The sequence below is a fragment of the Mycolicibacterium sp. XJ1819 genome, from assembly GCF_053483675.1.
Map to the genome: position 1 here is coordinate 1 of NZ_JBEFST010000042.1, position 1,349 is coordinate 1,349.

General features: G+C 65.4%; 1 protein-coding gene. It reads right to left on the reverse strand.

The genetic code is table 11. The features are described from left to right. Positions 1-1,297: ISNCY family transposase (locus tag ABQE89_RS26215; RefSeq protein WP_448422147.1), on the reverse strand; the 1,297-nt coding region annotated here is incomplete at its 3' end. Positions 1,298-1,349: the final 52 nt, after the last annotated feature.

Genomic DNA, 1,349 nt, shown 5'->3' on the forward strand with positions numbered 1-1,349 from the left:
GGTTCCAGCCGTAGCTGCGTTTGATGTGGTTGATTCGGCCTTCGGATCCGGTGCGCCATTTGACCTTGTCTCGGAAGGCTCGCCGGTGTTCGAATTCCCGGCGCGCTGCGGTGGGTTTACTTGTGCGAGGGATCGCCACACTGCGCACACCCAGTTCGTGCAGATTGTCTTCGACCGATGCGTGGCCATAGCCGCGGTCGGCGGTGACCGCGCGCGGGGTGTGGCCGGTGCGGCGGCTGATCCGTTCGATGGCCGGGGCCAGCTGCGGGGCATCGGGCGGATTGCCCATCTCGATGTTGTGGTCGAGGATGACCCCGTCGGCGTTGTCGACGATTTGGGCTTTGTAACCGAACTCCACGGGCTTGCCCAGACGTCCCTTGCGGATCGGGCGGGCATCAACGTCGTGCAGGCTGACCAGCCGGGTGGCCGATTCGGGCATCACCCCGGCTAGCCGGGAACGGGTCTGGGCGACAACACGTTCAGTGCGTTCCACCAGGGTGGTCAAGGCGTTGATCGCCCGGTGCAGCCGGCCCTTGCGCTGACCGGTCGCACCGCGCAGCGCACGTTTGGCATTGCGGATGACTGAAGTCGCCTCACGCATGGTTCGTTCGGCGATCCCGGTCAGCTCACCGGTGATCCTGCGCACCGCGGCCTGAGCCTGGTCGCGTTGCTGCTGCCCGCGCAGCTTGAGCTTGGCTGCGATCGAGCGGGCTGCCCGCCCGGCCGAGCGACGCCGATCACGCGCGAGGGTTCGGGTGGCCCCGCCGGCATCTTTGATCCGCGCCACCGTGCGCGCCATCGAACCGATCGCCTTGGCCAGCAGACCCGAATCGGTCGGGTAGGCCACCGCGCCCGCGACCACGGTGGTGTCGGCGCGGACCTTGTCGGTGCGCAGCAGCTTGGCCGCGCTGGCCTTGGCCAGCAGCGCCTCATTGAGCCCGGCGACGGCTTCATCCCCGCAACGGCTGGTGATCTTCATCAACGTGGTGGGATGGGGCACCCGGGTCCCGAACGGGATCCGGCAAAACCGCTGCCAGGAAATCGAATCGCCCACTTCGCGGCACAGCGACTCGAAGCCCAGCCGATAGCGGAACTTCAAGAACATCAACCGCAGATAGGTTTCCATCGGGATCGACGGCCGCCCGATCCGGGCATCGAAATACGCGGCGAACGGCGCGAAGAACACCGGATCATCGAGCAGTGCGTCGACTCGACCCAATTCCACCGACAACACCAACAGCTCGGGCGGCAGAATGGAGTCCCACAATGTCGGCTGGTCGTTTACAGTACGAAACATGATGTCCTCGAATCCTTCTCGCCAAGGGTTCGAGGACATCATCCCAGCTCAA